Origin of the sequence: Mesorhizobium sp. M7D.F.Ca.US.004.01.2.1 (assembly GCF_003997785.1) — a bacterium.
Lineage (GTDB): Bacteria > Pseudomonadota > Alphaproteobacteria > Rhizobiales > Rhizobiaceae > Mesorhizobium > Mesorhizobium loti.
Genome location: NZ_RZRQ01000045.1, coordinates 13,352 through 26,625 on the forward strand (window position 1 = coordinate 13,352; position 13,274 = coordinate 26,625).

General features: G+C 61.3%; 16 protein-coding genes. 12 read left to right on the plus strand and 4 right to left on the minus strand.

Going from position 1 to position 13,274, the window contains the following annotated elements; genetic code table 11:
- Positions 1–49 precede the first annotated feature (49 nt).
- The 11 genes from EN993_RS09710 (at position 50) to EN993_RS09750 (ending at position 6,592) form a co-directional block, all read left to right on the plus strand.
- Positions 50–316 carry a hypothetical protein gene (locus EN993_RS09710; RefSeq protein ID WP_127263060.1) on the plus strand — a complete coding sequence of 89 codons (267 nt, stop codon included), beginning with the start codon at positions 50–52 and terminating at the stop codon, positions 314–316.
- A complete protein-coding gene (locus EN993_RS09715) occupies positions 313–1,581 on the plus strand; it encodes a DNA polymerase (protein WP_127263061.1) in 1,269 nt (422 codons plus the stop codon). Before EN993_RS09710 ends, EN993_RS09715 begins: the two co-directional genes overlap by 4 nt.
- Positions 1,578–1,742 (plus strand): hypothetical protein, encoded by a 165-nt coding sequence (locus EN993_RS36995; RefSeq protein ID WP_164757595.1) that lies wholly within the window; start codon positions 1,578–1,580, stop codon positions 1,740–1,742. The genes EN993_RS09715 and EN993_RS36995 overlap by 4 nt, the downstream gene beginning before the upstream one ends.
- The gene (locus EN993_RS37000; protein WP_164757596.1) at positions 1,735–1,911 is read left to right on the plus strand and encodes a hypothetical protein; all 177 of its coding nucleotides are present in this window, start codon (positions 1,735–1,737) and stop codon (positions 1,909–1,911) included. Before EN993_RS36995 ends, EN993_RS37000 begins: the two co-directional genes overlap by 8 nt.
- On the plus strand, positions 1,908–2,210 hold the full coding sequence (locus tag EN993_RS09720; RefSeq protein WP_127263062.1) for a hypothetical protein: 303 nt from the start codon (positions 1,908–1,910) through the stop codon (positions 2,208–2,210). Before EN993_RS37000 ends, EN993_RS09720 begins: the two co-directional genes overlap by 4 nt.
- Positions 2,211–2,307: 97 nt before the next feature.
- On the plus strand, positions 2,308–3,342 hold the full coding sequence (locus EN993_RS09725; RefSeq protein WP_127373344.1) for a hypothetical protein: 1,035 nt from the start codon (positions 2,308–2,310) through the stop codon (positions 3,340–3,342).
- Positions 3,343–3,348: 6 nt separating this feature from the next.
- A complete protein-coding gene (locus EN993_RS09730) occupies positions 3,349–4,215 on the plus strand; it encodes a hypothetical protein (RefSeq protein WP_127263064.1) in 867 nt (288 codons plus the stop codon).
- On the plus strand, positions 4,193–4,636 hold the full coding sequence (locus EN993_RS09735; RefSeq protein ID WP_127263065.1) for an isochorismatase family cysteine hydrolase: 444 nt from the start codon (positions 4,193–4,195) through the stop codon (positions 4,634–4,636). Before EN993_RS09730 ends, EN993_RS09735 begins: the two co-directional genes overlap by 23 nt.
- 23 nt (positions 4,637–4,659) lie before the next feature.
- Positions 4,660–4,989 carry a GYD domain-containing protein gene (locus EN993_RS09740; RefSeq protein WP_127263066.1) on the plus strand — a complete coding sequence of 110 codons (330 nt, stop codon included), beginning with the start codon at positions 4,660–4,662 and terminating at the stop codon, positions 4,987–4,989.
- Between the two features lie 116 nt (positions 4,990–5,105).
- Positions 5,106–5,813 carry a transporter substrate-binding domain-containing protein gene (locus tag EN993_RS09745; protein WP_164757597.1) on the plus strand — a complete coding sequence of 236 codons (708 nt, stop codon included), beginning with the start codon at positions 5,106–5,108 and terminating at the stop codon, positions 5,811–5,813.
- 20 nt (positions 5,814–5,833) lie between these two features.
- Positions 5,834–6,592 (plus strand): amino acid ABC transporter permease, encoded by a 759-nt coding sequence (locus EN993_RS09750; protein WP_127263068.1) that lies wholly within the window; start codon positions 5,834–5,836, stop codon positions 6,590–6,592.
- Here the strand turns inward: EN993_RS09750 and EN993_RS09755 are convergent.
- Both EN993_RS09755 and EN993_RS09760 read right to left on the minus strand, forming a co-directional pair.
- Complete coding sequence (locus tag EN993_RS09755) at positions 6,580–7,245, minus strand: outer membrane protein (RefSeq protein WP_127263069.1); 666 nt, start codon at positions 7,243–7,245, stop codon at positions 6,580–6,582. The two genes, EN993_RS09750 and EN993_RS09755, sit on opposite strands and share 13 nt — an antisense overlap.
- A gap of 116 nt (positions 7,246–7,361) precedes the next feature.
- A complete protein-coding gene (locus EN993_RS09760; protein WP_109671731.1) occupies positions 7,362–8,210 on the minus strand; it encodes an alpha/beta hydrolase in 849 nt (282 codons plus the stop codon).
- A gap of 146 nt (positions 8,211–8,356) precedes the next feature.
- Here EN993_RS09760 and ade point away from each other — a divergent pair, with 146 nt between their 5' ends.
- On the plus strand, positions 8,357–10,174 hold the full coding sequence (gene ade, locus EN993_RS09765; RefSeq protein ID WP_127263070.1) for an adenine deaminase: 1,818 nt from the start codon (positions 8,357–8,359) through the stop codon (positions 10,172–10,174).
- Positions 10,175–10,359: 185 nt separating this feature from the next.
- On the opposite strand, the gene EN993_RS09770 is transcribed toward ade, so the two are convergent.
- Together EN993_RS09770 and EN993_RS09775 are read right to left on the minus strand one after the other, a co-directional pair.
- The gene (locus EN993_RS09770; RefSeq protein ID WP_109671729.1) at positions 10,360–11,523 is read right to left on the minus strand and encodes an alpha/beta hydrolase; all 1,164 of its coding nucleotides are present in this window, start codon (positions 11,521–11,523) and stop codon (positions 10,360–10,362) included.
- Positions 11,524–11,666: 143 nt separating this feature from the next.
- Positions 11,667–12,740 (minus strand): alpha/beta hydrolase, encoded by a 1,074-nt coding sequence (locus EN993_RS09775; protein WP_127263071.1) that lies wholly within the window; start codon positions 12,738–12,740, stop codon positions 11,667–11,669.
- Positions 12,741–13,274 lie beyond the last annotated feature (534 nt).

Consider the following 13,274-nt stretch of genomic DNA (forward strand, 5'->3'; position numbering starts at 1 on the left):
ATCTGACGCCAAAAATCCATCCAAATCAATGCACTATCGGAGATATTTCATGTTCAATTCCGTTTCCAAGATCACCAAAGCCCTCAACAAGATGGTCGACAAGCTCCACGCTCACGCCATCAAGCAGGAAGCCAAGACCGAGCGCCTCGCCGTCGACATCGAGATTTCGACCGCCGCCCATGAGCGCAAGGTTGCCGCCGCCATCGCGGCCCACGAGGCCCACCTGACGAAGCTCGCAACCAAGCGCCTCGACGCATTTGGCGAGCGCGACCGTGCCCTGCAGGTCGCCGAGAAGGTCTCCGCGCTGGTCGGATGACGCGTAACGACTTCTCGAACGAAAGCTTCCCCTCGGACCTCAAGGTCACCCGGAGGGGAGGCGAAATCATCCTGAAATTCCGCACCGCCACCGTCGTGACCACCCCGCAAGGGGCGCTCGCGATTGCCGAAGCTTTGAAAGAGGTAGCAATTGCAGTTCACACCGTTCCCTACCCGTCGCAGAAGATCAAGATCAACGTCTTCAACCCCAACAGTGGCGACCAGATCGCCGACCGGTTCATCAAGCTCTACGGCTGGAAACCGATCGACCTGACGCCCACCGGCAAGCCCAAGATCGACGAAACGATCCTTGAGGACCTTCCGTACCCCGAGGCCGCTGAACTCGCTCGCTACAAGATGATCCAGAAGCGGATCGGACAGATAGCGGAGGGTGATCAGGCCTGGCTGTCGGCGGTCAAGTCTGACGGCAACGTCTACACCACGACCAACACCGGGGGCACGGTCTCAGGCCGCGCCTCGCATTCCAACTTCAACGTCGGACAGATACCGACCAACGAGAAGGAATTTGGTGCCGACTGCCGAGAGTGCTTTGGGCCGACCACGAAGGCCCGCAAGTTGGGCTGGAAGCAGCTAGGCTGCGACGTGTCTGGCCTCGAACTGCGGATGCTCGGCCACTTCATGTACCGCCACGACAACGGTGAGTACGCCGAGGAAGTGGTCAACGGCGACGTCCACACCAAGAACCAGAAGGCCGCTGGACTATCGACGAGGCAGATCGCCAAGCGATGGTTCTACGCGTTCCTATACGGCTCCGGTCTGGCGCTGCTCGGTCTCATTGCCGGTGGCGATGCGAAGCTCGGGCGCAAGCTCAAGCGCAACGTCATGAAGGGCCTCCCGGCTCTCAAGGCGCTGATCGACGGCATCAAAGAGAAGGTCGAGAAGACCAAGTCCCTCAAGGGCCTCGACGGACGCATCCTGTTCTCCCGCTCGCCCCACTCGGCGCTGAACCTGCTCCTGCAGTCAGCCGGTGCCGTGATGTGCAAGCTGTGGATCATCGAGTTCGTCAAGCTCCTCAAGGAACACGGCCTCTACCAGACCCATGTGCGCCTCATGGCGTGGGTCCACGACGAACTCCAGATGGAGATCGACCCCAGCCTGATCGAGACCGACGCGGACGGCAAGCAGACATCCATCGTGGGTGAACTGTGCATCCAAGCCATCAAGATCGCAGGCGAGAAACTGAACCTCCGGGTGCCCCTGACGGGCGAATACAAGATCGGAGACAACTGGAAGGAATGCCATTGACCACTGAACGCTACTACGCAGTCGACGCCGAGGGCACCAAGTGGACCCTCAAGGCCGACAACCTTCCCGACGCCCAAGCCGAGATCGCGCAGACCTACTTCCTCCGCAAGATCGCCACGCACATCGCCCGAGTTACCGAGGAGACCCTCCCGAATGCTTAAGCCAGCCAACCGCTACGAGACCCGCCTGGGTCGCCGCATCGCAATCATCTGCTACGCACCACTCATCCCACCTTACGTCATCGGGGTTCTGCTCTGGGAAGCCACTCGGGAGATCATCCGGGAAACCCCGCAGCTTTGCCGGGACATTGCCGGGGTGTGGCGCAAGTGAAGCTCCTGATCGACGGGGACATGATTGTCCACCGGTCGACCGTGGCTGTCGAAAAGGACACCCGGTTTCTCGACCGCTATCACATCCTCTTTTCGGACTTCAACGACGCTTGGGGGGTCCTCCAGTCAACGCTGGCTGACCTCACCGACATCGCCGGGACCGACGACGTGGTCTTCTATTTCTCGGACGACGTGAACTGGCGCAAGGAACTTGTCGAGCCCGACTACAAGTCCAACCGCAAGGGCTCCCGAAAGCCGCTGGCCTACTACGCGGTGATCGAGGAGATCGAGCGGCTCTAGGGACACCATCCGTGCCGCTGGTCTGCCGCTGACGACCAAGTTCACGCCAGCCGTGCAGGATCAACTGATCTTCGCTCGACTGGTCAGCACCCGTGGCATGAAGGACTACCTCGAAGGCAAGATTTCCGCCGAGGACTTCCTCGACAGTGGGCTCGCCAAAGAGTTCGCCGGTCTCAAGAAGACCAACGGCAGAGGCGAGTACGACGACGATGGCCTGAACACGGCATCCATGTCGCCCCGCAAGACCCTCGCGGCGCTCATCCGGTTCAAGGAAACGTACCAGCAGGACCCGGCAAGGATCACCAAGAACGAGAAGGGTGTGATCACCCTCGACAGCATTGGCGATGCCGGTGCCGATCTTGAGAATGCCCCGTCCGACAGCGGCGTGGACGTCCCTACGGCCCGCTCGGCCAAGGCTGACGCCTACATCCGCTACATGGAGAAGCACCCGGAGGAAGCCAACAGCGACCACTGGGAAGACCGCATGGCATCGAGCAAGCTCTCGATGGCTGACCGGGCGCGTGTGATCGAGAGCCGCGACAAGCTGCGCAACGAGACCACGGCCAAGAAGGCCCTTGAGGAGCAGAAGTCATATCAGGAGATCGCCGGGCTGGCCGACAAGGTCATCCGCTCCAAGGACAGCGGCTCGCTGGAGGCCCTCAGGACCAAGAACTACGACGTCTACACGAAGCTCCTCGACCTCCAGACCAATCCGCCTGACCCGGCAGACATGGACAACGAGGACTTCACGAAGATGGCGAACTACGGCAACCCCGCGTTCCCGCAGGATGCCCTCAGGGCCTACGTCCACGGCACCATCGACCAAGACACCTACGCCAACGCGATGCAGCACTACGACATCGAGCAGACCGTCAAGCCTATCCTGGCCATGCCTGCCATCAAGCCCGTCATGGAGAAGCTCAAGCTCCCCATCATTGGCGAGAACAAGAAGCTGTTCGACAGCCAGATCGCCGTTGTCCTCAACGACATGATGGAAGCGAACGACGGCAAGCGCCCCTCGCTGCTCGAAATTCAGGCAGCAGCCCAACAGGTCCAGCAGGGTCTCATCGCCACTCAGGCTCAGGAGGTCCAGACGCGGACCACTCGACCCGAATATGCACTAGGAAAGTAACAACGTATGGATCAAACTTCCCCGTGGGTTCAACTCGAAGACGGCTCGATGCAGCCGTCCGCAGAACTGGCTCAGGCCTACCGAACGAACCCCGAAAAATTCCCGCATTTCATCGACGATGCGGTAGCCCTCAGCGGAAAGACCCGCGAGGAAGTCCAAGCGATCATCGACAACCCGTATGCCATGGGTGGCACCTTCGGTATGGACAAGACCCTCGGTGGTCCTGTGCAGACGATCATGAACCCAGAGATACGTCGTGGTCTCGCGACCGCCGCTGGCACCGTGGCTGAGAAGCTCGGCTTCACCGACGCCGGTCAGTCGATCAAGGACTACGGTCAGAGCATCGACCCGGAGTTCGACACCGAACGCACATGGGCCGACAACGTCGCAGAGGTCGTCGGTCAGGCGGCTCCTGCAGTTGGTGGTGCCATCGTCTCCGGTGGCGTGGTCCCTGCGGCCATCGTCGGGGCGGGCATTAGCTCGCTCACGTTCGAGGACGAGGACAACCTCGCGAACCTCGTGAACTCCCTCGCTGACGGCGCGGTGCCTGACGTTCTCGTGGTCAATCCCGAGGACGACCGGGACACGGCGCTCGCCAAGAGCTTCTCCGTCAACCTGCTGACCGATCTGGCAACCGCTGGAGCGGCCAACGCTGTCTCCAAGCTCTACCGGCTGGTCAAGTCGGTGCCGAACGGTTTCGTCGACATGAAGGTCCTCAAGGAACTCAGCGATGAAGCTGGCGTCCCCCTGCGGGACGGCCCGGTTGGACCGAAGGTGACCCCTGAGATCGCCCAGTCCAAGAAGACCCCGACCGCTGATCCTGCATACCAGGCAGGGCTATCGCGCCGACATGGCCGATATGACTCCCTATGAGCGCTGGCGTCGCAAACGTGCGGGGCTCGAGGGAACCCAAGTCCTTTTGCGCTCGTCGCCAGGTTTTGAGATTGTCCCGGAAATCACCGTCCACGCCAACGACGTCGTCATCGACAAGACTGCCAACGGTGCATTCACCCATACCGACCTCGATCATGTTCTGCGGGCCAGGGGAATTTCCCACCTGCTTTTCAGCGGCTGCACGACGGACGTTTGCGTGAGCACGACAATGCGTGAGGCGGCGGACAGAAATTACCAATGCCTGCTGATCGAGGATGCCTGCGCCAGCGGCGACCAGTACGCCCATGACGCCGCCGTTCACATGGTCACCGTCGAGGACGGCATCTACGGTGTCGTCTCAAGGGCGGCGGATGTGATGGCGGGCCTTCGCGCATTGGACTCGTCCTCGGCCAATACCTGATCGAAACCAACTGGATTGGTGCAATGCCTTATTTCATCTCTCTGATGCGTCTCACGCAGCGGGGGCTCGACGAGATTGCCAATTCTCCGGAGCGCGCTCGGGTCAGTCGTGAACGAGTCGAAGATCTCGGTGGGCGCAGCGTCGCCCTCTACGCCACAATGGGCGCCTACGATTTCGTGCAGATTTTCGAGATGCCGAGCGAAACGGCGATGATGCAATACCTGCTCGTCGCCCGCCAGGACGGGCATGTCGATCCGGTCGTGCTTCGTGCATTCGACGCCTCGGCATGGAGCTCGATTGTCGAGGCGTCGATAAAAAGAAAAAGCCGAATTGCAACAGGGGAATTGCCATGAAACGAACGATGCTACGTGCCTGCCACATCGCTTCTGTGTTGGGCGCAACACTGCTCAGCCAAACCGCTCTTGCTCAAACAGCTGCGCCCTCGTTCATACACGACGGACACCTCACCGTGTGCACCACGGCCGGCTTTCCACCATTCACCTACATGGACAAGCCAACCGACACGCGACCGGTCGGCGTCGACATAGATGTCGCCGATGCGCTTGCCAAATTCTGGGGCGCCGACATCACATTCGTGGTCTCAGGCTTTGATGGGCTTCTGCCGTCGCTGCAGGCAAGTCGCTGCTCGCTCGTCATCAGTGGCATCTATCTCAACGACAAGCGCCGTCAATCCTATGATGGGGTGCCCTATCTGAAATCGTCGACCGTGATCGTCACTGCCGCGACGAACAATGCGATCAAGACCCCGGACGACCTTGCCGGCAAGTCACTGGCGATCGAAGCCGGGACGTCTTACGCCGATGCACCCGACGAGATGAACAAGAAGTTCAAGGCGGAGGGCAAGGCGCTTGTCACCTTCCAGACCTATGAATCGCAAGTCGCGGCGACCCAGCAGGTCATGATCGGGCGAGCCGATGCAACGCTGACCGAAGCGGCTGAAGCTGGCGTTCGCACCAAACAGACCGGTGACAAGATCAAGGTCGTGTACACCTATCCCTCCGAGTTCCAGTTTGGCATATACATCCAGAAATCGCCGGAAGACCTGGCGTTGCTGAGGTCGGCGCTTAAGGCGCTCAAGAAGCAAGGAACGTTTGGCGAGATATCGAAGAAATACAATTTTCCCGAGTCTGGTTTCGACGTAGACTTTGGCTCGTAGGCAAGAAGCGCGGGGCCGACGTGCTTTTTGATCCGACCATTTTTCTTCAAGCTCTCGTCAGCCCCGCCTTGATCCAGGGCGCTCTAATAACGATCGGCCTTTCGATCTGCGTCCAGGTGACGGCCTTCACGCTGTGTTTGCCGGTGGCGATCGGGTTAAGCTCGAAGCATGCTTCGGTCCGCTGGGTCCTGTTGGCCTATGTCTGGTTGTTCAGAAGCGCGCCCATGATCCTGGTGCTGTTGTTTATCTGGAACGGCTTGCCGCAACTGTTTCCGATATTCCGCTCGTCGTGGTTCACCCCGTTCATTGCCGCTTACATTGGCATGACCCTGGTCGGTGTGGCCTATAACGCGGAAATCATGCGGGCCGCGCTTGGGTCTCTGGGGGTTGGCCAGAGGGAGGCGGCTGCCGCACTTGGGCTTACCAAATTTCAGGCCTTTCGCTTGGTCGTCATGCCTCAGGCAATGCGTATAGCCTTGCCGTCTCTGATGAATGAATTCATTTCCTTGCTGAAATCGACGTCCCTGGCGTACACGATCTCGCTGCGGGAATTGATGACAACAACCTCCCTGTCCATATCGGCGAGCTTCCGGTTCACCGAATGGTATGCCTGCGCGTTCCTCTATTATCTCGTCATGGTCTCCATCCTGACACTCGCGCAAGGCTGGATCGAGAGGCGAATGTCCGCCCCATATTCTCGGAAGAGCAACGATCGGAATTCCGGCTTGCAACCCGTCCGCACCACACCGGCACTGAACGGGAGCGATCAGAACTTGTAGCTCAAATTGATGCCGACCGTGTTCAGCTTCACATTCTGATCGCGATCGTTAAAGGGTTCCGGCGTGTCGTAATGCTCGGAGCCGAAATCGTAGTAGCGATACTGCGCGCCGACAACGAACTTGTCGGTCAGCGCGTAGTCGACGCCGGCCCCGACGGTCCAGCCGACATTTGTGCGCGTGGTGGTGAACGCCGGCCCCGCGACTTGCGACGTTTCGATGCCGGCAAAGGCGATGCCGCCAACGCCGTAGACCAGCAGGCGATCCATCGCGTAGCCGGCCTTGGCGTTGACCGACCCGAACCACTTGACGTCGGTGCCAAATGTGCTTCCCAGGCCCGATTCCGTCGTGCCTTCGATCGAGGAATAGTTGAGATCTGCCTCGGCGCCTAGCACCGCCTGGTCGAACTGCCAAAGGCCGGCGACATGGCCACCGACGAAGCCGCCGTCGATGTCGGGTGAGATTGAAAACGGCGCGCCTTCTGTCCCTGATATATCGGATTGGCCCCAGCCATAGCCGGCCTGCATGCCGGCATAGTAACCCGTCCAGTCGAAGCCGGGCGCGGTCATCGGCAGGTCGACCGCCGGGTCGGCTGCGAAAGCCGGCACGGCCAGAGCGGCAAGGAAACCGGCACTTGCGACCATCAGTCGATGCATCGAACTCCCCGAAATGACGATTCAGAAAGATCCTTGCGGCGAGGATAACCACATTCGCCGCAAAACGGAATCCCATTGCTCAACAATCGCAATCCCCTTTCTGCCGCACAGAATCCCTATTTGGTGTCGATGAAGTCCAGCGCCGCCTGGCTATACTCATCCGGCGCTTGCAGCATGGCGAAATGACTGGCGTTGGGTAGGATGATCAGCTTCGCGCCCGGGATGGCGGAGGCGATGTATTCGGTGTGTTCGCGCTTGATCGCCTCATCATGGTCGCCGGCAACGATCGCCGTCGGCGTGGTTATCTTGGCGAGCTGTTCCTTGGTCCACGCCGGCTCGCTCTCCCACATATGGCTCATCTGCGCCACGAAGGCGTCATACTGGTCCGGCGTCTTTGACATCTTCTTGTAGTCGCGGCCGGAGCGGTCGATGTAGGCGGCAAAGGTCTTGTTGGTCATCACGCCGGGATCGACGCCATCGGTGGTTACGTTGGCGGCTTGCGCAAAGAGCCTTGTCAGCCGCTCCGGATGATGCAGCGCGATGTCGATACCGATAATGCCGCCATCGCTCCATCCGACAACCGCGGTCCTGTCGATCTTCAGGTAGTCGAGCAGCGCCAGATAGTCCGACGCCATCAAGTCGTAGCCGTAAGGCTGCTCGGTGCGGGTGGAGCGACCGTGGCCACGGCTGTCGGCGACTATCACCTTGTGCGTTTGGGAAAGCGTGGCCACCTGGCTGGCCCAGATGTCGGCGTGGCCGAGGCCACCATGGATGAGCAGCACCGGGTCGCCCGCGCCGAAAACGGCGTAGTACATCTGGATGCCGTTCACCGGCGCATATCCGCTCTGATCGGGTTTGGGCATGGCCGCCGGCTCCGGCAAGGTCTGCCAACGTTCCTCGGCGGCGGCAAAAGTGGTCGACGCTGCGAACAAGATGATGGCGAACGCTTTCCAAAAACGGGTCATGTTTCCCTCTTGCAGCTCGATCCGCAGTCAGCATCGCGTTTTAGCCGGATTAGTCAACAAGCCTGGCCTGCCGCCGGATGTCGGACCGACAGCTCTGGCGGCGCCAGCCTACATTTGCGACACTGGCCCCAACCGAGGAATCGCCAATGACGAAAGCCAAGCCCGCAAGGCCCGCAAAACCCAAACCCTGGACCGAGATGGCGACACATCTGGTCGATGTCGCCATGGGGCGCAAACCCGCCGATCTCGTCGTGCGCAACGGCCGCTGGGTGAATGTCCATTCGGGCGAGATCATCGCCGGCACCGACATCGCCATTGCCGGCGGCCGCTTTGCCTATTGCGGGCCGAACGCCAGCCATGCCATCGGCCAGGGTACCAAGGTGGTTGACGCCGGCGGGCGCTACCTGGTGCCCGGTCTCTGCGACGCGCACATGCATGTCGAAAGTGGCATGGTGACGGTGACAGAGTTCTGCCGCGCTGTCATTCCGCACGGCACCACTTCGATGTTCATCGACCCGCACGAGATCGCCAATGTACTGGGTCTGCCCGGCGTGCGGCTGATGCATGACGAAGCTGTGGCGATGCCCATCAACGTGCATGTGCAGATGCCGTCATGCGTGCCCTCGGCGCCGGGGCTGGAACACGCCGGCGCCGAGCTGACGGTCGCAGACGTCACCGAGGCGATGACCTGGGAAAACATCATCGGACTGGGTGAAGTGATGAATTTCCCCGGCGTCGTCGCCAACGATCCTGTCATGTCGGGCGAGATCGCCGCGACGGTGAAAGCGGGGAAAACGGTTGGCGGTCACTATGCCTCGCGCGATCTCGGCCTGCCGTTCCATGGCTATGTCGCCGGCGGCCCCGAGGACGATCATGAGGGTACGCGCGCCGAGGACGCCATCGCCCGGGTGCGCCAGGGCATGAAGGCGATGCTGCGGCTGGGCTCGGCTTGGTACGACGTCGCCTCGCAGATCAAGGCGGTGACCGAGAGCGGCATCGATCCGCGCAACTTCATCCTGTGCACCGACGATAGCCATTCCGGCACGCTGGTTCAGGAAGGCCATATGGACCGCGTGGTGCGCCACGCCATCCAACAGGGGTTGAAGCCGGTGACGGCGATCCAGATGGCGACGCTCAATACCGCCCAGCATTTCAAACTGGAGCGCGAGATCGGTTCGATTGCGCCGGGGCGGCTGGCCGACCTGCTGATCGTCTCGGATCTCGCCGCAATGACCATCGACGAGGTCTATGCACGCGGCGTCAGGCTGGCCAAGGGCGGCAAGCTCGAAATCGATATTCCGGCCTATGATTATCCCCGGACGGCGAAGAACACCGTCAAGCTCGGCAAGAGGCTCAAGGCTGGCGACTTCGACATCGCCGCTCCCAAGGGCGCCAACGAGGTGCGGGTGCGCGTCATCGGCGTCATCGAAAACCAGGCGCCGACGCGCGCGCTGGAGGCCGATCTGCCAGTCGAGGACGGACTGGTCGCCATGGATCGTCGCAACGACATCTGCCAGATCGCGCTGGTCGAGCGCCACCGGGGCACGGGCGGCGTCACCAACGCCTTCGTCTCCGGCTTCGGCTACATTGGCGACTGCGCCATGGCGTCCAGCGTGGCGCATGACGCCCACCACATCATCTGCGTCGGCACCAACAAACAGGACATGGCGCTGGCGGTCAACCGGCTGGGCGAGGTCGGCGGCGGCGTCGTGCTGTTCTCCAAGGGCAAGGAACTGGCGCTGGTCGAAATGCCGATCGCCGGGCTGATGTCGGACGAGCGGGCCGAAATCGTCGCGGCCAAGGCGGAGAAACTCACCGAGGCAATGCGCAAGATGGGCTGTTCGCTGAACAACGCCTACATGCAGCACTCGCTGCTGGCGCTGGTCGTCATTCCCGAACTCAGGATTTCCGATGTCGGCCTGATCGACGTGACGACCTTCCAGAAGGTCGACCTCTTCGTCTAGGGTATATCGATATTCGGGTGAGGCCGGCCTGCGAATGGAGGCTTTCTGCGCTTCCCCGTTCTACCGCGTCGCGGTAGAACTGAGCTCACGTACTTAAAGTACGTTCCGCTCCGGTTCTCGAAAGCCGCCATTCTCGACTCGGCCTGACCCGAATCTCGACATACCCTTGCGCTTGTTGATGGTAGTCACCCGCCAGTGGCGATGGTCAGCACCCTGAACGGCGTGGTGATGACGATTTCGGCAACCGAGCCAACAGCCTTGCCGAGGCCTTGGCCGAGATTGTCGAGTTGTGCGGGTGCTGTCTCGTCCGAAGCCAGGCCGGCGGGCGCGCGCAGCCGGTCGCCGAGCAATTGCACCATGAACGGGTTGTCGGCGAATTTGGCGTGGTTCAGTTGGTCGCCGCTCTTGGTCTTGGTCAGGTCGACGACTGACACGCCATAGCTGGCGAGGTCCGCCGCGTTGCCGTAATCGCCGACGCGTGGCTTGTCGCCGGAGATGAAGGAGGAGAGCTTCAAAGCCCGATCGTCGCCTGAAAGCAGGATGGCGAAAGGCTTGGTGGGTTTGCCGTAACGGATCATCTGCTTCTTGAACACGTCGACATCGATGTCGGGCGAGGCCAGGATAACATAGCCGAGCTTGCCGCCGAGATCGCGATCGCCGGTGATGGCGAGCTGGCGCAGCGCTTCCATGGTCACCCAGGTTCCCATCGAATGGGCGATGATGTCGATGCTCTTTACCTGGGTCTTGGCGAGCATCCGCAACGTTGCCTCAAGGTCGTCGCGCGCGGCATTGGCGCTGTCCTTGTCATAGAGGTACCCTGTTGTCTTGGCGCTTGAAGCCCAGGAAAACAGCACCGGCGTACCGGGATACTTGGTGTCGTGCGCGATCTGTGTCAGCCGGTAGATGCCGTCATCGAACCCGTTGTTGAAACCGTGCACGAAAACCAGCGCGCGGTCGCCGCGCATGGCGATGTCGGCGCCGACCGCCTTGGCGAATTGCGGCGCGCCTTCGTAGAAGGCGACGTCCTTGGCGGTGAAGTCCTTGGCCGGATTGCTGTTGGCGGATCCCTTGGCCCGCTCGATGGCGCCGACCTGATGGCTTTTCGGAACGGTGACGTCGACACGGGCAAAGCTGGTGGTCGGCGAGCGATCACCGTCGAACACCTGTCGAGGATCCTTGGTTGCCTTCTGGCGGGTCGTGGCAACGAAGATCTCATGCGTGGCCGCGATGTTGGAAGCGGGCACCGCGATCGTCGTCTTGTTGAGCAGGTCATGCGTGTTCTGGCCGGCGCAGCCGGTGACAGCGAGCGCGAACGCAACGACGAGGTAGCTCTTCGAACGCACGGTCACACGCCGGCTCCCGCAAAGGGGGACGTCAAACGCATGACGTCGCTGGCTATCCCGATAAAGCCAGAGGCCGGCGCGGTCCAGTTCAAAGTGAGTCCATATGTCCGCGATGGTGAACAGGCACGGCGAAAACCGCGGGACCGCCTCTATTGCCCAAGCAGGCCGATGCGATCCGTCACGTCACGGTCGCTGGCAAAGCCGTCATCCTCGCGCAACCGCTGGCCGATCATCTTCACCAGCGTCGGATTGTCGGCGAATTTCGTATGGTTGAAGCTGTCGCTTCCCTTGACCTTGGAGAGGTCGACGACCGTCACGCCGTAGGAGGCAAGATCGGCGGCATCCTTGTAGTCGCCGACGCGCGGCCGCGAACCGGCGATCAGGCCGGAGAGCCTGAGCGCCCGATCGTCGTCGGACAACAGCAGGATGAACGGCTTGTCGGGCTTGCCGTAGCGCCGCATCTGGCTCTTGAACACGTCGACATCGATGTCGGGCGAGGCCAGCACCACGTCGCCCAGCTTGCCGCCGAGATCGCGGTCGCCGGTGATGGCCATCTGGCGCAGCGTTTCCATGGTGACCCAGGTTCCGAGCGAATGCGCGACGATGTCGATACGCCGTGCGCCCGACTGCTCCAGCATCCTGAGCGTCACTTCCAGCTGGTCGCGGGCAGCACTGGCGCTTTCCTTGTCATAGACATAATCGGTGGTCCTGGCACCCGATGCCCAGGAAAACAGCACAGGCGTGCCGGGATAGCCGGAATCATGGACGATCTGGGTCAGGCGATAGACGGCGGCGTCGAAGCCGGTGTTGTAGCCATGCACGAAGACCATGACGCGGCCGCCACGCGCCGCGATGTCGGCGTTGAGCGCGCTGGAGAATTTCGGCTGTGCGTCGTAGCCGACGACTTCCGAAGCCATGAAATATTTCGCCGGGTCATCCGACTTGCCGCGCGAGCGCCGCTCGATCTGGCCGGTCTTGTGGAGCCCTGGCACGGTGACGTTGACGCGGGCGTAGTTCAGCGTGGCCGAGCGCTCGCCGTCGAAAACCTTGTTGGGATCGTCGGACTTCTTGCGCGTCGTGGCGATGAAGATGCTGTGATTGCCTGCGATCTCCGTCACCGGAGCGGACACCATGGCGCTACCCAGCAGTTCCTGTGTTTGCGAGCCGGCGCAGCCGGCGACGAACAAGGCCAGGACAACGGTAAAGATCTTCTTCAAAGGCACGCTTGAAATTCCAACTCTGGCCGAAAGGCCTGTCTACCCCCGCGACACCTCCCGGACAGGCAGAGTGCGGCAGAACTAAGTCGTGTCCAGTCGAAATGTGGTCAACGCCCGGTTACGGCCATCGCACTGTTGCGCGAAAGCCAAAATGGCGGGAGGAACGCCCCGTGGTGGCGCAATGGGCGGCTTCACGGTCAGCTCATCGATTCCGGCAAGGACATCGATTTCAGGCCGCTCGATGCGACGGTATGAACAAACGCCTCCAAGTGTTTGCAAGGGTTTTACGAATGCCCGTTGCGGGAGAGTATGTATGGCCGGACAATGGCGCCGCGAGGACGGATATGCAATAGGCTGAGCCGGCTGCGCGAAGGCGGGGCGCGCCACAAACAGCCGGTGCGCGGCCCGAACAATGATAGAGGTCCGCAGACGACATGCGGCGCGAGGTGGTTTTGCGATGAACAGTTTCTCTTCCCGTGTCGCTGCTGCCGCCGCCGCGATCCGCCAGATCTTCCCGGAAACGCCGCTGCAGGAAAACGA

Excerpts from the sequence above, each read along its gene's own strand:
- EN993_RS09710 (WP_127263060.1), top strand. The coding sequence starts at position 50 with ATGTTCAATTCCGTTTCCAAGATCACCAAAGCCCTCAACAAGATGGTC.
- EN993_RS09715 (WP_127263061.1), top strand. The coding sequence starts at position 313 with ATGACGCGTAACGACTTCTCGAACGAAAGCTTCCCCTCGGACCTCAAG.
- EN993_RS37000 (WP_164757596.1), top strand. The coding sequence starts at position 1,735 with ATGCTTAAGCCAGCCAACCGCTACGAGACCCGCCTGGGTCGCCGCATC.
- EN993_RS09725 (WP_127373344.1), top strand. The coding sequence starts at position 2,308 with ATGAAGGACTACCTCGAAGGCAAGATTTCCGCCGAGGACTTCCTCGAC.
- EN993_RS09730 (WP_127263064.1), top strand. The coding sequence starts at position 3,349 with ATGGATCAAACTTCCCCGTGGGTTCAACTCGAAGACGGCTCGATGCAG.
- EN993_RS09735 (WP_127263065.1), top strand. The coding sequence starts at position 4,193 with ATGGCCGATATGACTCCCTATGAGCGCTGGCGTCGCAAACGTGCGGGG.
- EN993_RS09740 (WP_127263066.1), top strand. The coding sequence starts at position 4,660 with ATGCCTTATTTCATCTCTCTGATGCGTCTCACGCAGCGGGGGCTCGAC.
- EN993_RS09755 (WP_127263069.1), bottom strand. The coding sequence starts at position 7,245 with ATGCATCGACTGATGGTCGCAAGTGCCGGTTTCCTTGCCGCTCTGGCC.
- EN993_RS09760 (WP_109671731.1), bottom strand. The coding sequence starts at position 8,210 with ATGACCCGTTTTTGGAAAGCGTTCGCCATCATCTTGTTCGCAGCGTCG.
- ade (WP_127263070.1), top strand. The coding sequence starts at position 8,357 with ATGACGAAAGCCAAGCCCGCAAGGCCCGCAAAACCCAAACCCTGGACC.